The organism is Clavibacter michiganensis (assembly GCF_016907085.1).
Classification (GTDB): domain Bacteria; phylum Actinomycetota; class Actinomycetes; order Actinomycetales; family Microbacteriaceae; genus Clavibacter; species Clavibacter michiganensis_O.
On sequence record NZ_JAFBBJ010000001.1, the window covers coordinates 907,682 to 920,851 of the forward strand.

Annotated in this window: 13 protein-coding genes and 4 tRNA genes; 1 reads left to right on the plus strand and 16 read right to left on the minus strand. The window is 71.7% G+C overall.

The genetic code is table 11. From position 1 onward, the window contains the following. Positions 1-132: 132 nt before the first annotated feature. From JOE38_RS04135 to JOE38_RS04205, 15 genes are all read right to left on the minus strand, one after another. On the minus strand, positions 133-492 hold the full coding sequence (locus JOE38_RS04135) for a rhodanese-like domain-containing protein (RefSeq protein WP_204574978.1): 360 nt from the start codon (positions 490-492) through the stop codon (positions 133-135). Further along, positions 489-1,499, minus strand: coding sequence for a protein translocase subunit SecF (gene secF, locus JOE38_RS04140; protein WP_204574979.1), 1,011 nt, complete (start codon positions 1,497-1,499; stop codon positions 489-491). The genes JOE38_RS04135 and secF overlap by 4 nt, the downstream gene beginning before the upstream one ends. Then, the gene (gene secD / locus JOE38_RS04145) at positions 1,499-3,307 is read right to left on the minus strand and encodes a protein translocase subunit SecD (protein WP_204574980.1); all 1,809 of its coding nucleotides are present in this window, start codon (positions 3,305-3,307) and stop codon (positions 1,499-1,501) included. Before secD ends, secF begins: the two co-directional genes overlap by 1 nt. Positions 3,308-3,436: 129 nt before the next feature. Next, positions 3,437-3,820: a preprotein translocase subunit YajC gene (gene yajC, locus JOE38_RS04150; RefSeq protein ID WP_239544740.1), complete on the minus strand. Its 384-nt coding sequence runs from the start codon at positions 3,818-3,820 to the stop codon at positions 3,437-3,439. 76 nt (positions 3,821-3,896) lie between these two features. After that, positions 3,897-4,976, minus strand: coding sequence for a Holliday junction branch migration DNA helicase RuvB (gene ruvB, locus JOE38_RS04155; RefSeq protein WP_204574982.1), 1,080 nt, complete (start codon positions 4,974-4,976; stop codon positions 3,897-3,899). Continuing rightward, positions 4,973-5,617, minus strand: coding sequence for a Holliday junction branch migration protein RuvA (ruvA, locus tag JOE38_RS04160; RefSeq protein ID WP_204574983.1), 645 nt, complete (start codon positions 5,615-5,617; stop codon positions 4,973-4,975). The genes ruvB and ruvA overlap by 4 nt, the downstream gene beginning before the upstream one ends. 17 nt (positions 5,618-5,634) lie before the next feature. Beyond that, positions 5,635-6,243: a crossover junction endodeoxyribonuclease RuvC gene (gene ruvC, locus JOE38_RS04165; RefSeq protein ID WP_204574984.1), complete on the minus strand. Its 609-nt coding sequence runs from the start codon at positions 6,241-6,243 to the stop codon at positions 5,635-5,637. Between the two features lie 51 nt (positions 6,244-6,294). After that, complete coding sequence (locus JOE38_RS04170) at positions 6,295-7,062, minus strand: YebC/PmpR family DNA-binding transcriptional regulator (RefSeq protein WP_204574985.1); 768 nt, start codon at positions 7,060-7,062, stop codon at positions 6,295-6,297. A 77-nt stretch (positions 7,063-7,139) separates the two neighbouring features. After that, positions 7,140-7,769 carry a pyridoxal 5'-phosphate synthase glutaminase subunit PdxT gene (pdxT, locus tag JOE38_RS04175; protein WP_204574986.1) on the minus strand — a complete coding sequence of 210 codons (630 nt, stop codon included), beginning with the start codon at positions 7,767-7,769 and terminating at the stop codon, positions 7,140-7,142. After that, complete coding sequence (gene pdxS / locus JOE38_RS04180) at positions 7,759-8,661, minus strand: pyridoxal 5'-phosphate synthase lyase subunit PdxS (RefSeq protein ID WP_119382817.1); 903 nt, start codon at positions 8,659-8,661, stop codon at positions 7,759-7,761. Before pdxS ends, pdxT begins: the two co-directional genes overlap by 11 nt. Before the next feature lie 13 nt (positions 8,662-8,674). Further along, a complete protein-coding gene (locus JOE38_RS04185) occupies positions 8,675-9,259 on the minus strand; it encodes an HIT family protein (RefSeq protein WP_204574987.1) in 585 nt (194 codons plus the stop codon). Between the two features lie 2 nt (positions 9,260-9,261). Next, on the minus strand, positions 9,262-11,316 hold the full coding sequence (gene thrS / locus JOE38_RS04190) for a threonine--tRNA ligase (RefSeq protein WP_204574988.1): 2,055 nt from the start codon (positions 11,314-11,316) through the stop codon (positions 9,262-9,264). Positions 11,317-11,475: 159 nt separating this feature from the next. Beyond that, positions 11,476-11,550 (minus strand) — tRNA-Val (locus tag JOE38_RS04195). 13 nt (positions 11,551-11,563) lie between these two features. Then, positions 11,564-11,634: transfer RNA gene (locus JOE38_RS04200), tRNA-Cys, on the minus strand. Between the two features lie 50 nt (positions 11,635-11,684). Then, a tRNA-Gly gene (locus tag JOE38_RS04205) sits at positions 11,685-11,756 on the minus strand. Between the two features lie 280 nt (positions 11,757-12,036). Here JOE38_RS04205 and JOE38_RS04210 point away from each other — a divergent pair. Continuing rightward, positions 12,037-12,109 (plus strand) — tRNA-Val (locus JOE38_RS04210). Positions 12,110-12,150: 41 nt separating this feature from the next. Here JOE38_RS04210 and JOE38_RS04215 read toward each other — a convergent pair. Continuing rightward, entirely contained in the window at positions 12,151-13,110 is a 960-nt protein-coding gene (locus JOE38_RS04215) for a sugar-binding transcriptional regulator (protein ID WP_204574989.1), read from the minus strand. Between the last annotated feature and the right edge of the window lie 60 nt (positions 13,111-13,170).

A 13,170-nucleotide genomic window follows, 5' to 3' on the forward strand; every position in this document is an offset into this window, starting at 1 on the left:
CAGCCTCCCAGGCGTGTGCTGGAGACCAAATTATCACCGTGCCCGAGGGCTCCCGACCACGGGCGGACCAGCAGCGTCTGGGGCGGCGCGTCCCGGAGGACGAGATCCGACGAGGGGCGCGGCGGTCGCGGATCAGGCGACGCGGCCGGGCTGCCCGTCGTCGGTGACGACGTCGCCGCCCATCTCCGACCAGGCGTGCATGCCGCCCGTGATGTTGGATGCCGCGAACCCGCCGCGCAGGAGCGCCTGGGTCGCGATGCCCGACCGGTGGCCGGAGCGGCAGACGACCGCGATGTGCCGGTCGGTCGGGATCTCGCCGACACGGGCCTCGAGCTCGCCCATGGGGATGTGGTGGGCGACGGCGGAGTGCCCCGCCTGCCACTCGTCGGGCTCGCGCACGTCGAGGAGCCAGGAGTCCCCCGTCGTGGTGCGGGCCTTCGCGGTGGCCGCGTCGAGGTCCTCGGGGACGCCCGCGCCCTGCGCGCTCGTCACGACTCCACCGCCACGGCGGCGCGCTCCGCCTGCGCCCGGCTCGCGGCCGACGCCGCGAGGGCGTCCCCGCGCTTCACCTTGGGCTCGCCCTCGCGGAGGTGCGCGTAGAGCGGGGCCGCGATGAAGATCGTCGAGTAGGTGCCGACGATGATGCCGATGAACAGGGACAGGGCGATGTCGCGCAGCGTGCCGGCGCCGAGCACGACGGCGCCGATGAAGAGGATCGAGCCGACCGGCAGGATGGCGACGATGGAGGTGTTGATCGAGCGCACCAGGGTCTGGTTCACCGCGAGGTTCACCGACTGCCCGAAGGTCCGCCTCGACTCCTGCCCGTCCTCCGCGGTGTTCTCGCGGATCTTGTCGAACACCACGACGGTGTCGTAGAGCGAGTACCCGAGGATCGTGAGGAAGCCGATGACCGCGGCCGGCGTGACCTCGAAGCCCGTGATGCCGTAGATGCCGGCGGTGAGGACGAGGTCGTGCAGCAGCGCGATGATCGCGGCGACCGACATCTTCCACGTGCGGAAGTAGACCGACATGACGACCGCCGCCAGCGCGAGGAACACCACGAGCCCCCAGAGCGCCTGGCGGGTGATGTCCTGGCCCCACGACGGCCCGATGAAGGACTCGGTGACGCTCGACGTCTCGACGCCGTACGCGGTCGCGAGCGCCTGGCGGACGGCGGTGCTGTCCTCGGGCTGCAGCTGGTCGGTCTGGACGCGGACGGCGTCCGACCCGACGGACGAGACCCGCGCCGGCACGGGCGTCACGGTGGCGACGGCTTCGCTGGCGATGTCCTGCGACTGCGACTGCACGCCGCTCACCGTGTACTCGGATCCGCCCGTGAACTCGATGCCGAACGTGAAGCCGCCCCGCAGGAGCGGGCCGAGGATGGAGACGAGGATGCAGATCGCCGCGATCGCGTACCAGAGGCGCCGGCGGCCGACGATGTCGAACGAGCGCTTGCCCGTGTAGAGGTCGTTGCCGAACTCGGAGAAGCCAGCCATCAGTCGTCCCTGCTCGTGTCGTCGGCCCGCGGTGCGTCGATCGTCGCGGTCTTCGTGGATCCGGTCGCCCCACCCTGGGCGGCCTTGCGCTCGGCGATGGTCTGCCGGCGCGCGGCCTCCTTGGCGGCGGCGGCGTTGCGCCCCGCAGCGGCCGTGGGGGTGCGGAACGTCGCGCGGCCGCGGTACACCGCGCCGAGCGCCCGCGGGTCGAGCCCGCTCCAGCGGTGGCCCTCGGCGAAGAAGGGCCGGTTCGCGAGCAGCTGGAGGATCGGGTGCGTGAAGAGCGACACGACGATGAGGTCGATGATCGTCGTCAGCCCGAGCGTGAGCGCGAAGCCCTTGACGTTGCCGACCGCGAGGATGAAGAGCACCGCGGCGGCCAGGAAGTTGACCGTGTCGGACGCGATGATCGTGCGCAGCGCGCGCTTCCAGCCCTGCTCGACCGAGGAGACGAGGCCGCGGCCGTCGCGCAGCTCGTCCTTGATGCGCTCGAAGTAGACGATGAACGAGTCCGCCGTGATGCCGATGGCCACGATGAGACCCGCCACCCCGGCGAGCGACAGCCGGTAGCCCTCCCGCCAGCTGAGCAGCGTGATGAGGAGGTAGGTGATCACGGCGGCGATCACGAGTGACGCGATGGTGACCGTGCCGAGCACCCGGTACTGCACGAGCGAGTACAGCACCACGAGCACGAGGCCGATGAGGCCCGCGATCAGGCCGCTGGTGAGCTGCGAGGAGCCGAGGGTCGCCGAGATGACGTCCGAGCTCTGCAGCGTGAAGCTGAGCGGCAGGGCGCCGAACTTGAGCTGGTCCGCGAGGGCCTTGGCGCTCTCCTGCGTGAAGTTGCCGGTGATGGACGGCTTGCCGTTGGTGACCACGCCCTGCGTGACCGGCGCCGAGATGACCTCGTTGTCGAGCACGAACGCGAACTGGTTGCGCGGCGACTCGAGCGTGATGAGGCGCGTGGACATGTCGCCGAACTGCTTGGTGCCGTCGCCGTCGAAGACCAGGTTGACCGACCACGTGCCGGTGCTGACGCCCTGGCTGGACTGCTGGAGGCCGCTCGTGGCGTCGGAGATGGTGCTGCCGTCCACCTCGACGGGGCCGAGCACGTACTTCGCGGCGCCGTCGTCGGAGCAGGCGATGATCGCGCGGTCGGCGGGAGCGGCCTGGCCGTCGCTCTCGGGGGCGGTCGCGCAGTCGTAGGCGGCGAACTCGGCCTGGAGGCGCGGGGTGACCCAGGAGACGTCGCTCGGGCCTGTGGGCTCCGCGGTCGGCTCGTCGGAGAGGGTGGAGGGATCCGGGGTGGCCGCCGCGGCCGGCGTCTCGGCCGCGGGGGTGGACCCATCCGCGGGCGCCGATCCGTCGGTGGGCGTGGGCGTCGGGGTAGGGGCGACCGACGCCGTGCCGGCCGCGCCGATGAGCACGGGGCGGAGCTCGAGCTTCGCCGACGACTGCAGGCGCTGCATGGTGGCCGCGTCGGGCTCGCCGGGCAGGCTCACGACGATGTTGCTGCCGCCCTGCGTGGTGATCTCCGCCTCGGACACGCCGCTCGCGTCGACGCGCTGCCGGATGATCGAGACCGCCTGGGCGAGCTGCTCGCTCGTGGGCCCGGAGGACGCGCCGTCGAGCTGCGGCGCGAGGATGATCTGCGTGCCGCCCTCGAGGTCGAGCGCGAGCTTCGGGGTCCAGGACCCGTTGCTGAACGCCACGCTGGCGGCGTTGCCGCCAGCCAGGAGGCCGATGATGACCAGCAGCCAGATGAGCTTGCGCCTGGCCTTGCGTACCGGTGTGGGCGACTTGGCCACCTGGACACTCGACTTTCTTCGCGGTGGGCCGGCGGGAACCGCGCGGCGCTCCGGATGGAGGGGGTGAGCGGGTCCGGGCGGGGAGGCGCCCGGGTGGGGCGGACGACCGGTGGCCGCCCGCCCGGGGGATCAGGAGCGCGCGGTGGGGGCGTCGCCGTCGTCGATGCGGCGCGGGACGTCGCTCGTGCCGGTCTCGTCGACCGCGTCGGCCGCGGGCGCGTCGTCCACGAGGACGGAGGCGTCGTCGGCGACGGTGGGCTCGACCACGCGGGCGATCGTCTGGCGGTGCAGCTTCAGCACCGTGCCGGGCGCGACCTCGAGGTAGGCGAGGTTGTTCTCCTCGTCGAAGGAGACGAGCGTGCCGTAGATGCCGGACGCGGTCATGACCTCGGCACCGGGGACCATCTGCGTCTGCAGCTCGGCCAGGTCCTTCTGGCGCTTCCGGCTGTTGCGGAACATGAAGAAGATGAGCAGCGCCAGGACGGCGAACATGATCAGGGTGAACGGGTCCATGCGGGACGGGCCTTTCAGGTGCTGGGAGGTGACGGACACGACGAACCGGCGACGTTCCGCGGGAGGCCAGCTTGAATCATAGTTCATCGCCGAAGAGCGCCCCCGCGGCGCTCGGCAGACCCGTCGCGCGGGCGGGGGCGGCCGGGGCCGCGGGAGCTACGAGCCCGAAGTGCTCCCAGGCCGCCGGCGTCGCGACCCGGCCGCGCGGGGTGCGCGTCACCAGGCCGATGCGGACGAGGAAGGGCTCGACGACCGACTCGATCGTCTCCGCCTCCTCCCCCACCGAGACGGCGAGCGTGTTGAGCCCCACGGGACCGCCGCCGAAGCGCGTGAGGATGCCGCGCATGACGGCGCGGTCGAGGCGGTCGAGGCCGAGCGGATCCACGTCGTAGAGGTCGAGCGCCGCGCGGACGGACTCGAGGCCGGCCTCCGTGCCGTGCACGAGCGCGTAGTCGCGGACGCGGCGGAGCAGGCGGTTCGCGATGCGCGGGGTCCCGCGGCAGCGTCCGGCGATCTCGGCGACGGCCTCGTGCTCGATCTCCAGGTGCAGCATGCGGGCCGCGCGCTCGATCACCTGCTCGAGCTCGTGCGTCTCGTAGAACTCGAGGTGGGCCGTGAAGCCGAAGCGGTCGCGGAGCGGGCTCGGCAGCATGCCCGAGCGCGTCGTCGCGCCCACCAGCGTGAAGGGCGACAGCTCCAGCGGGATGGAGGTCGCGCCCGCGCCCTTGCCCACCATGATGTCGATGCGGAAGTCCTCCATCGCGAGGTACAGCATCTCCTCGGCGGAGCGCGCCATGCGGTGGATCTCGTCGACGAACAGGATCTCGCCCGGCACCAGCGCCGACAGCACGGCAGCGAGGTCGCCCGCGTGCTGGATGGCCGGACCGCTGGTGAGCCGCAGGGGGCGGCGGCTCTCCTCGGCCACGATCATGGCGAGCGTCGTCTTGCCGAGGCCGGGCGGACCGGCGAGGAGGATGTGGTCGGGCGAGCGGTTCTGCATGGCGGCGGCGGTCAGCAGCAGCTCCAGCTGGCCGCGGACCTTGACCTGGCCGACGAACTCGGACAGCGACCTCGGGCGGAGCGCGCCCTCGAAGGCGAGCTCCGCGTCGGACTCCGGGACGGGGCTGGACGCGTCGCCGTGCGCGAGGTCGCTCACCGGTCGGCCGCCTGCCCGGCGGCGGAGGCGCCCGCGGGCTGCTGCGGCCCGAGCATCCCGAGCGCCACGCGCAGCAGGCGGGGCATGTCGGCGGGCGCCCCCTGCTCGGCGGCCGCGGCCGCGGCGTCGTCGACCGCGGTGCGGGCGACGCGCTCCGACCAGCCCAGGCCGATGAGGGCCGTGACCACGTCGGCCGTGACCGTCGACGACGCGGACGCCGCCGGACGCGCACGCGGCTGCGTGACGAACAGCTTCCCCGCGAGCTGCAGCACGATGAGCTTGGCGGTCTTCGGGCCGATGCCGGAGACGCGGCGGAAGGCGGCGTCGTCCTCGGCCGCGACGGCATCGGCCATCGCCTCGGGATCCAGGTGCTCGAGCACCGCGAGGGCCGACTTCGGGCCGACGCCCGTGACGCCGCAGAGCAGCTCGAAGGCCCGCAGCTCGTCGGGCCCCGGGAAGCCGAACAGCGTCAGCGAGTCCTCGCGGACGACCAGCGAGGTGAGCACCGTCGCCTCGGATCCGTGCCGCAGCTCGAGCGCGTGCCGCGGCGTCACCGAGACGCCGTAGCCCACCCCGTGCACCTCCAGCAGGAGGGTCTGACCGGAGACGGACAGCACGGTGCCGCGGAGGGAGGAGATCACGCCCCCAACCCTACGAGCTAGCGCCGACCCCGCTGCGCACGCTCGGCCGCGATCCACGCGGTCTGCGCCGCGGTCGGCCCCGCGCCGGCAGCAGCGCCCGGGGCGGCACCGCGCGCCACCGGCTCCGGGGTGCCCGCGATGCCGGCGCGGGACATGCCGGCTCGCCAGCCGGCGCAGATCGCGAGGGCGAGCGCGTCCGACGCGTCGGCGGGCGTCGGCAGCTCGTCGAGGCCGAGGATCCGCGCGACCATCGTCGCCACCTGCTTCTTGTCGGCCTGCCCGTACCCGGTGACGGCGGCCTTGACCTCGCTCGGCGTGTGCAGGGCGACGTCGAGCCCGCGCCGCGCCGCGCCCACGAGGGCCACGCCCGTGATCTGCGCCACGCCCATCACGGTCGACAGGTTGTCCTGCGCGAAGACGCGCTCGATGGCGACGACGGACGGCCGGTGCCGGTCCACGAGCTCCTCGATGCCGTCGCCGACCGCGAGCAGCCGGTGGTGCAGCTCCGCCGTCGGGCTCGTGCGGACGACCTGCACGTCGACGAGCCGCGCGGACCGGTCGGCGTAGACGTCCACGACCCCGACGCCGCAGCGCGTCAGGCCGGGGTCGATCCCGAGGATCCGCACGGACGGGCCGCTGCCCGCCGCGCCGCTCCCCCGCACCCCGGCGATGAGGTCCTACTCCTCGTCTTCGTCGTCCAGCGCGGCCTGCACGTCAGCGGGCACGTCGCTGTTGACGTAGATGTTCTGCACGTCGTCCAGGTCCTCCATGGCGTCGACGAGCTTGTTCACCTTGCGCGCGGTCTCCAGGTCGACCTCGACCTTGACCTGCGGCACGAACTCCACGTCGGCGGAGTCGTAGTCGATCCCCGCGTCCTGCAGCGCCTGGCGGACGGCGACCATGTCGGACGGCTCGCACCGGATCTCGAACACCTCGCCGTGGTCGGTCACGTCCTCGGCACCGGCGTCGAGGACCGCCGCGAGGACGTCGTCCTCGGTCGGCGCGTCCGCGTGCGGCACCGCGATGACGCCCTTGCGGTGGAAGTTGTAGGCGACGCTGCCCGGGTCGGCCATCGTGCCGCCGTTGCGGCTCATGGCCGTGCGGACCTCGGCGGCCGCGCGGTTCTTGTTGTCGGTGAGGCACTCGACGAGCATCGCGACGCCGTTGGCGGCGTAGCCCTCGTACATGATCGTCTGGTAGTCGACGACCTCGCCGAGCAGGCCGGCTCCGCGCTTGACGGCACGGTCGATGTTGTCGTTCGGGACGCTGGTCTTCTTGGCCTTCTGCACCGCGTCGACGAGGGTCGGGTTGCCGGACATGTCGGCGCCGCCGATCTTGGCCGCGACCTCGATGTTCTTGATCAGCTTCGCGAACGACTTGGCGCGCCGCGAGTCGATGATCGCCTTCTTGTGCTTCGTGGTCGCCCACTTGGAATGTCCGGACACGGGTGGATCTCCTTACGCGGCGTCTGCTCGCTGTCAATGATGGACCATCGGGGGCGCGCCGCCGACGACCGGAGAGGTCAGAGGGTGCGGCCCGCGTCCTCGACCATGTCGAGGAAGAGGCGGTGGAACCGGAGATCGCCCGTGACCTCCGGGTGGAACGAGGTGCCGAGGAGCGCGCCCTGCCGGACGGCGACGACGCGGCCGTCGTCGAGCGAGGCGAGCGCCGACGCGGCCGGGCCGACCGAGGCCACCACGGGTGCGCGGATGAAGACCGCGTGCACGGGCGGGTCCCCCAGCTCGGGCACGTCGAGGTCCACCTCGAAGGACGCCGTCTGGGATCCGAAGGCGTTCCGGCGCACGGAGACGTCGAGGCCGCCGATGCTCCGCTGGTCGTGGATCGCGTCCACGATCTCGTCGGCCAGCATGATCAGCCCCGCGCACGTGCCGTAGACGGGCAGGCCGTCGTCGATGGCGGCGCGCAGCGGCTCCGCGATCCCGAACTGGCGCGAGAGCTTGTCCATCACCGTGGACTCGCCGCCGGGGATCACGAGCCCGGAGAGGCCGGGGAGGTCCTTCGGCTGGCGGACGAGCCGCGTCCGGGCGCCGAAGCCCTCGAGCACGCGCACGTGCTCCCGGACGTCCCCCTGCAGCGCGAGGACGCCGACGAGCGGACCGTCCCCGTGCTGCCCCGCCGTGCTACCAGCCACGCTCGGCGAGGCGGTGCGGGGCGGGGACGTCGGCGACGTTGATCCCGACCATGGCCTCGCCCAGCCCGCGCGACGCCTCGGCGATGGCGTCGGGGTCGTTGAACAGGGCGGTCGCCGTGACGACGGCCTTGGCGCGCGCGACCGGGTTGCCCGACTTGAAGATGCCGGATCCGACGAACACGCCGTCGGCGCCCAGCTGCATCATCATCGCCGCGTCGGCCGGGGTGGCCACGCCGCCGGCGGTGAAGAGGACGACGGGCAGCTGGCCGGTCCTCGCGACCTCGAGCACGAGGTCGTACGGCGCCTGCAGCTCTTTGGCGGCGACGTAGATCTCGTCGTGCGTGAGGGCGCTGAGCGCGCGGATCTCGGACTTGATCGTGCGGATGTGCTTGGTGGCCTCGGAGACGTCGCCCGTGCCGGCCTCGCCCTTGGAGCGGATCATGGCCGCGCCCTCGGTGATGCGGCGGAGCGCCTCGCCGAGCGTGGTGGCACCGCAGACGAAGGGGACGGTGAAGCCCCACTTGTCGATGTGGTTCACGTAGTCGGCCGGGCTCAGCACCTCGGACTCGTCGATGTAGTCGACCTCGAGGGACTGGAGGACCTGCGCCTCGACGAAGTGGCCGATGCGGGCCTTCGCCATGACGGGGATGGAGACCTCGGCCTTGATCTGGTCGATGAGGTCGGGGTCGCTCATGCGCGCGACGCCGCCCTGCGAGCGGATGTCGGCGGGGACGCGCTCGAGCGCCATGACGGCGACCGCTCCCGCGTCCTCCGCGATGCGCGCCTGCTCGGCGTTGACGACGTCCATGATGACGCCGCCCTTGAGCATCTCCGCGAGTCCGCGCTTGACGCGGCTCGAGCCGACCTGTCCGGGGGTGTTGGTGTCAGTCATTGTGATCCCTATCCTATTCGCCCGCGGGGGCGGGCCAGGCTGCGGCGATGGATGCGCGCACGTCGCCCAGCAGCTGCGGCAGCGCCTTGGTCTTCGCGATGATCGGCAGGAAGTTCGCGTCCTGCCCCCACCGCGGCACGATGTGCTGGTGCAGGTGCTCGGCGATGCCGGCGCCCGCCACCTGGCCCTGGTTCATGCCGATGTTGTAGCCGTCGTTCCGCGACACCTCGCGCACGACCCGCATGGCGGTCTGCGTGAGGGACCCGATCTCGGCGACCTCCTCCGCGCTCGCGAGATCGTAGGTCGCGATGTGACGATACGGGCAGACGAGCAAGTGCCCGCTGTTGTACGGGAAGAGATTGAGCAGCACGTACGCGTGCTCGCCGCGCGCGACGATGAGCGCGTCCTCGTCCGACATCGACGGCGCGATGCAGAACGGGCACTCGTCGCGGTCCGGCTGCTGCCCCTTCTGGATGTAGACCATGCGATGCGGGGTCCACAGGCGCTGGAACTCGTCGGGCACGCCCGCGAGGTGGCCGGGGTCGTCGACGCGCACGTCGGCCCGCTCGTCCTCGCCCCCGGACTCGTGGTCCGACATCGTCAGACGGGCCACGCGGTCACCACCTGCTCGCGGCGCGCGATGGCGCCCGTGATCCGCTCGACGGCCTCGGCCACGGGCACGCCGTTGACCTGCGTGCCGTCGCGGAAGCGGAAGCTCACGGATCCGGCCGCCCGGTCGTCCTCGCCCGCGATGAGCTGGTACGGCACCCGGGCCTTGGTGTGCGTGCGGATCTTCTTGGGCATCCGGTCGTCCGAGGTGTCGAGCTGCGTGCGCACGCCCTCCGCGCGGAGCCGGTCGAGGACGCCGCCGAGGTACTCCTCGTAGTCCTCGGCCACGGGGATCCCGACGACCTGCACGGGAGACAGCCACACCGGGAACGCGCCCGCGTAGTGCTCGGTGAGCACGCCGAAGAAGCGCTCGATGGACCCGAACAGCGCGCGGTGGATCATCACGGGCTGCTTGCGCGTGCCGTCGTTCGCCGTGTACTCGAGGCCGAAGCGCTCGGGCAGGTTGAAGTCGAGCTGGATCGTCGACATCTGCCACGTGCGCCCGATGGCGTCGCGCGCCTGCACCGAGATCTTGGGGCCGTAGAACGCGGCGCCCGCGGGATCCGGCACGAGCTCGAGGCCCGTGTCGACCGCGACCTGGCGGAGCGTCTCGGTCGCCTCCTCCCACACCTCGTCGGATCCGACGAACTTCTCCGGGTCCTTCGTCGACAGCTCGAGGTAGAAGTCGTCGAGGCCGTAGTCGCGCAGCAGCGACAGCACGAACTCGAGCGTGCCCTTCAGCTCGTCGGCCATGCGCTCGCGGGTCGTGAAGATGTGGGCGTCGTCCTGCGTCATGCCGCGCACGCGGGTGAGGCCGTGGATCACGCCGGACTTCTCGTTGCGGTAGACCGTGCCGAACTCGAACAGGCGCAGCGGCAGCTCGCGGTACGAGCGCTGGCGCGACCGGTAGATGAGCACGTGCATGGGGCAGTTCATGGGCTTGAGGTAGTAGTCCGCGCCCTGGCGCGTGATCTCGCCCTCGTCGTTCCGCGCCTCGTCGAGGTGCATGGCGGGGAACATGCCGTCCTTGTAGAAGTCGAGGTGGCCGCTCGTCTCGAACAGGTTCGACTTCGTGATGTGCGGCGAGTAGACGAACTCGTAGCCGGCCGTCTCGTGCCGGCGGCGCGAGTAGTCCTCCATCTCGCGGCGGATGATTCCGCCCTTGGGGTGGAAGACCGCGAGGCCGGATCCGATCTCGTCCGGGAAGGAGAAGAGGTCGAGCTCGGCGCCGAGGCGGCGGTGGTCGCGCTTGAGCGCCTCCTCGATGCGGCCCTGGTACGCGCGCAGCTCGTCCTTCGTGGGCCACGCCGTGCCGTAGATGCGCTGCAGCTGCGGGTTCTTCTCGGATCCGCGCCAGTAGGCGGCGGCGACGCGCGACAGCGCCCAGCCGTTGCCGACCATGCGCGTGCTCGGCAGGTGCGGGCCGCGGCAGAGGTCGCGCCAGAAGACCTCGCCGGTCTTGCCGTCGACGTTCTCGTAGACCGTGAGCTCGGCGCCGCCGACCTCGACGGACTCGCCGTCCTCGCCCAGCTCCTCGCTGGATCCGCCCTTGAGGCCGATGAGCTCGAGCTTGTACGGCTCCTCGGCCATGAGCTCGCGGGCCTCGTCCTCGGTCACGACGCGGCGCGTGAAGCGCTGGCCCTGCCGGATGATGCGCTCCATGTTCTTGGAGATGGCCTTGAGGTCCTCGGGCGTGAAGGGCTCGTCGACGTCGAAGTCGAAGTAGAAGCCGTCGGTGACGGGCGGCCCGATGCCGAGCTTCGCGTCGGGGTTGATCTGCTGCACGGCCTGCGCCATGACGTGCGCGGCGGAGTGGCGGAGGATCGCGAGCCCGTCGGGCGAGTCGATGCGGACGGGCTCGACGACGTCGCCGGGGGCGACCTCGGCCGCGAGGTCCTTGAGCTCCCCGCCGATGCGCATGGCGACGACGGCGCGGTCGGAGAAGAGCGTGAACCCGGTGCCCGCCTCCGTCGCCTCGACCGGCTGCCCGGTCGTCTCCGCGGGCGCGGCCTCGTCGTGGATCTCGGGCTGGGCGGCGTCTACCACTGCGGGCTCCTTGCGGGACGGGGAGGGAACCGATCCAGACTACCGGCGCGCGACGAGGCCCCATCGACGAGAGGAGCGCGGAGCGCCCCGACGGCCGCCGGCCATCGGCGCGAAGCGCCCGGGAAAAGCAGAAGGCCCCGGTCTCCCGGGGCCTTCTGGTGGTGAGCGATACTGGGATCGAACCAGCGACCTCTTCCGTGTCAGGGAAGCGCGCTACCGCTGCGCCAATCGCTCATGCACTTGCTCGAGGTGGGGACGGGATTTGAACCCGCGTGGACGGCTTTGCAGGCCGCTGCCTCGCCTCTCGGCCACCCCACCACCGGTGGTTCCCACCTTGTGAAAGGGACCCCCTTCGGGGCCCCTGTTCGAGCGGATGACGAGATTCGAACTCGCGACCCTCACCTTGGCAAGGTGATGCGCTACCACTGCGCCACATCCGCATTTCGCTCGCTCACCGCCGGCTTCCCGGCGACCCTGCGTGCTCGATGACTCTAGCCGATCTCCTGGCGCGGGTGCAAAACGACGCCCTCCCGAGCGCCCTCGGCGCGGCGCCCACGCGCCGTTCGCCCCGTGTTCACGCGGATCGGGTGGACGCGCGCTGCATGGCGCCCCGGGCGTGTCGCGGACGGGTCCGCTCCGCCTCGTGCCGCCGCCGCCCCGTGACCGCGAGCGGCCCCGCGGTATGGCATCATGGATCCGCACCGTCCGCGGTGCGAGCACGGGCGATTGGCGCAGTTGGTAGCGCGCTTCCTTCACACGGAAGAGGTCATCGGTTCGAGTCCGGTATCGCCCACCGAAGCAGTCCCCTCACGGATCCCGTGGCAATCCTTCGCCTCACGCCAACAGGGCGCGCGCCGTCCCCTCGTCGAGCACGATGTCCGTCACGAGCCCGGCGGCCAGCGCTCCCCGCACGCTGCGGACCTTGGACGCGCCCGCGACCACGCACACGCGCCGCGGCGCCTTGCGGATCGTCGCGAGGTCCGGCCCGCTCGCCCGGGCGTTGATCGCGATGTCGGCCGACGAGCCGTCCTCGCGGAAGAAGACCGTGGAGACGTCGCCCACCACGCCGTCGGCGTCGAGCGCGCGCTGGTCGGACCGCTCGAGGTAGCCGCCCGAGTAGACGTGGCTCGGCACGAGGGCCACGGGGGATCCGACACCGAACAGCACCATGTCCATCCGCTCCTGCAGCTCGAGCACGCGCTTCGTGCTCCGCTCGCGCCACAGCGCCAGCTTCGTCGCCGGGTCGTCGAAGAAGGCCGGCACGGGGAACTGCTGCACGGTCGCGCCGTACGCCTGGCCGAACCGGCGGAGGATCTCGCTCGCGTACATGATCCCCGTCGTGCGCACGTTGCCCGCCCCGTTCAGCTGCACCACGAGCGTGTTGTGCGTCGGCTTCGGCACGAGGTACCGGCTCACGGCGCTCACGGTCGAGCCCCACGCGACGCCGACGACCATGTTCGAGTCGACGTACTGGGTGAGCATCCGTGCAGCGGAGAGCGCGACCCGGTCGACGCGGTCGACGTCGCTCGTCTGGTCCGGCACGGGCACGACGTGCGCGACCACGCCGTAGCGGTCGTGCAGCTGCTCCCCCAGCACCGTCGCGAGGTCGAGCGGCGAGCGGATCTGGATGTCCACGAGCCCCGTCTCCCGGGCGAAGGAGAGGAGCCGCGAGACGGAGGAGCGGCTCGTCCCGAGCTCGCGCGCGATCGCCTCCATCGTCAGGTCCTGCATGTAGTAGAGGTGCGCCGCGCGGAGGGCGTCCTGGGTGCGCTCGTGCGCGATGCCGTCGACCATGACGCGAGCCTTGCACATCCGTGCACGGGCTAGGTCGAATCCGTTCGCGGGCGGAGGATG